At 38.3% G+C, this 2,587-nt stretch carries 4 protein-coding genes and 1 pseudogene; all 5 read left to right on the top strand.

Translation table 11 applies throughout. The annotated features are described in order from the left end of the window. Nucleotides 1–128 precede the first annotated feature (128 nt). A pseudogene (locus D0817_RS24680) lies at nucleotides 129–806 on the top strand (DUF932 domain-containing protein); the annotation flags it as partial. Nucleotides 807–859: 53 nt separating this feature from the next. Further along, complete coding sequence (locus D0817_RS24675; protein WP_127340993.1) at nucleotides 860–1,054, top strand: hypothetical protein; 195 nt, start codon at nucleotides 860–862, stop codon at nucleotides 1,052–1,054. A gap of 11 nt (nucleotides 1,055–1,065) precedes the next feature. Next, entirely contained in the window at nucleotides 1,066–1,626 is a 561-nt protein-coding gene (locus D0817_RS24670) for a PRTRC system protein E (RefSeq protein ID WP_127340992.1), read from the top strand. Between the two features lie 68 nt (nucleotides 1,627–1,694). Next, nucleotides 1,695–1,913 (top strand): PRTRC system protein C, encoded by a 219-nt coding sequence (locus D0817_RS24665; protein WP_127340991.1) that lies wholly within the window; start codon nucleotides 1,695–1,697, stop codon nucleotides 1,911–1,913. Nucleotides 1,914–1,930: 17 nt separating this feature from the next. Further along, on the top strand, nucleotides 1,931–2,467 hold the full coding sequence (locus D0817_RS24660) for a hypothetical protein (RefSeq protein WP_238160952.1): 537 nt from the start codon (nucleotides 1,931–1,933) through the stop codon (nucleotides 2,465–2,467). The last annotated feature ends 120 nt before the right edge of the window (nucleotides 2,468–2,587 follow it).

The raw sequence follows: 2,587 nt of genomic DNA, 5'->3' as shown, positions 1-2,587 counted from the left end.
AATTTTAAATAAGATATAATGTAAAGTAGAATGTCTTAATTATCACAAAAGTAATGGTTAGTCATATTCTACTTTACATTATTCTTTACTTTCCATAACCTTTTTTATGTAAAGCTTTACATAACAATGGAGAACGCATTTTTATCACAGCCAAACTGCCCGATTATATCCGTGTAGGTAATGGCGATGATGTTACGGAAAAGTATATTTTTCTAACTACTTCGCACGATGGTAGCGGAAGTATCACTGCCGCATTTACGCCTATCCGTATCGTATGCCAAAATACCCTTAACGCTTCGCTACGAAATATGACCAATGTAGTGCGTATCAAACACACTTCGGGAGCAAAACAACGAATTGAGAACGCCCACAAGATTATGGGATTGGCGGATACCTTGAGCAACCAATTAGAGGGCATTTTTAATGAATGGGCAAACATAAAGGTAACAGACCGAGAAGTAAGAAAGCTAATTCAATTGGCACTTTGCCCAAACAAGGAAACGTATGACCATATCAAAAAAGGTGCGGAAGATGAAATTTCTACAGTGTTCAAAAATACCATTGAGGATGCTTTTGCCTATGCAATGATAAGTGATACCCAACAAATGGACACAACCAAGGGAACATTATTCGGAGCATATAATGCCGTGACAGGCTACTATCAGAATGTACGCAGTTACAAAAATGATGAAGCCAAGTTACAGAGCATTGTATTGGGCGGTACTGCTCAACTAAAATCGCAGAAAGCATTTGAATTATGTACTGCATTTTCAACAGGCGGTGCGGAAATATTCAAACTTAATTAAAGAATTTTAGGCTACCTCCTTAAATGGTGGTAGCCTACTATAAAACAAAGTATATGAAAATAACGGATATCAACGGTTGCCAAATTGAAGTAATCGACCTAAGAGAAGCAATACTTATCGCCAAACGGTTCTCGAAATACAGACACGAGGATAAAAGCTTCTCCGAATTTGACAAAAGGCAAAATGCCTATTGGACGGATATGTACGAGAAACTTACGGCAATCAAAGAGCAATCAACATCACATTAAATTTTACAGCAATGAACACTAATTTTTTCAATCAGATAGCACAGTTGGACTTTACAGGAGTTTTACAACTGAACATTTCAAAAGGAGCAGAAAATAATCTAATTGTATCGGTTATGCTCAATAACGAACAATGCGGAGACAATGCGAAAAACCTAATTCCACCATTGACATTTAACGCCACAGCACAAGATTTTGACGAGGGATTTTTTCAACAGATAACCGCACCAATTCAAAAAATTTCGGGCTTGATGGTGGATATGGAAAAGTTCCTAAAACAAATGGAAGAAGCCAAAAAGCACTCGGCATTGGAAAAAGAAAAAATCGACAAGCAGAAGAAAGAACAGGAATCCAAAGACAAGAAGTTTAAAGACGGAATGGCAAAGGCGGATGAACTCGAAAAAGAGGGTAAATTCCGTGAAGCGTGGATGAAAGTACCCGAGATAACAGAGTTTCCCGAAAAAGCGGACGAGATACGCAAACGTAAAACAGCATTATCAGACAAGTTTGGAACACCGAGTCTTTTCGGAGCAATGGAAGAAGAAAAACCCGAACTGCCACAGGTGGAAGAATAATAGCCGATTATTCTATTGATGAAACAGGCGAAGAAGAACAAGAGTGTTAATCCAAAAAAGAAGAAATTATGTTATTAGCAACGCAATTAGAGCGGGTATTTATACTCAAAGATAAAGGACAGGAAATCAGACTTACCGACCCTGAACCACGTTGGAGCGTGGAAGCCGTAATGAATTTTTACGCCAATATGTACCCGATTTTGACAACGGCAAAAATATCTGCACCGCAAATAAAAGACGATGCAGTAGAGTACAAATTTGAGAGCGTAATGGGTACAAAAGGTTAAACCAAAAATCAAAAACGATGAATTATGCAACCACACATTATATCGGGAATTATCAGCATACCCGAACAGAAAAGACAACGGCAATTACACCGACAATTGGGCGAGTTCGTACAATGGATGCAAAGACCAAAGGATGCAAACGAAGTACAAAAAGACAAGCGGAAAGCCGTACCGATAGCAATGTTACCAATGGTTTTCTAAAGTCCACATTTCTGCCTAAACTGAAAACGGAACAATCTGTACAGGCTTGTGAGAAAACAGCGAAAACAGAGCGGAATTTTTATCAATCCCTTTCCAAACTTGCCGAGCATTACAGCATTGAACCTATGCAGACACAGATTTACGGCTATCCCTATAATATTGCTTTGGCGATGTGGGATATAGAAACCAAGTTAAAACGAACCAATGCCAATTGGGATAGTTTGCAATTGGCACAGGATAGTAAGAGAACCTTTTTTGTAAGCGAAGAACGATACGATACAAGAATGACCTTATATTATATTCCCATAGTTCCACTTTTTAAAATGCTAAACTGCAAATTCCGGTCATATTGATCACCCCATTCCGTTTTAAAGTGAGCACCTGATTCCAGTTCAAAATGACCACCTAATTCCGGTGCAAAGTGAGCACCTCCGTTTTGATTAAAAACTATATTTTTTCATCTGTTAATTAGT

Source organism: Flavobacterium cupreum, assembly GCF_003996965.1.
In the GTDB taxonomy this organism is placed as follows: Bacteria; Bacteroidota; Bacteroidia; order Flavobacteriales; family Flavobacteriaceae; genus Flavobacterium; species Flavobacterium cupreum.
Note: the sequence above shows the minus strand (reverse complement) of the source record. Positions and strands in the feature narration are given on the sequence as shown.

Bases quoted from the DNA above. Each gene is read 5' to 3' on its own strand.
- D0817_RS24675 (WP_127340993.1), top strand. From the start codon at position 860: ATGAAAATAACGGATATCAACGGTTGCCAAATTGAAGTAATCGACCTA.
- D0817_RS24670 (WP_127340992.1), top strand. From the start codon at position 1,066: ATGAACACTAATTTTTTCAATCAGATAGCACAGTTGGACTTTACAGGA.
- D0817_RS24665 (WP_127340991.1), top strand. From the start codon at position 1,695: ATGTTATTAGCAACGCAATTAGAGCGGGTATTTATACTCAAAGATAAA.
- D0817_RS24660 (WP_238160952.1), top strand. From the start codon at position 1,931: ATGAATTATGCAACCACACATTATATCGGGAATTATCAGCATACCCGA.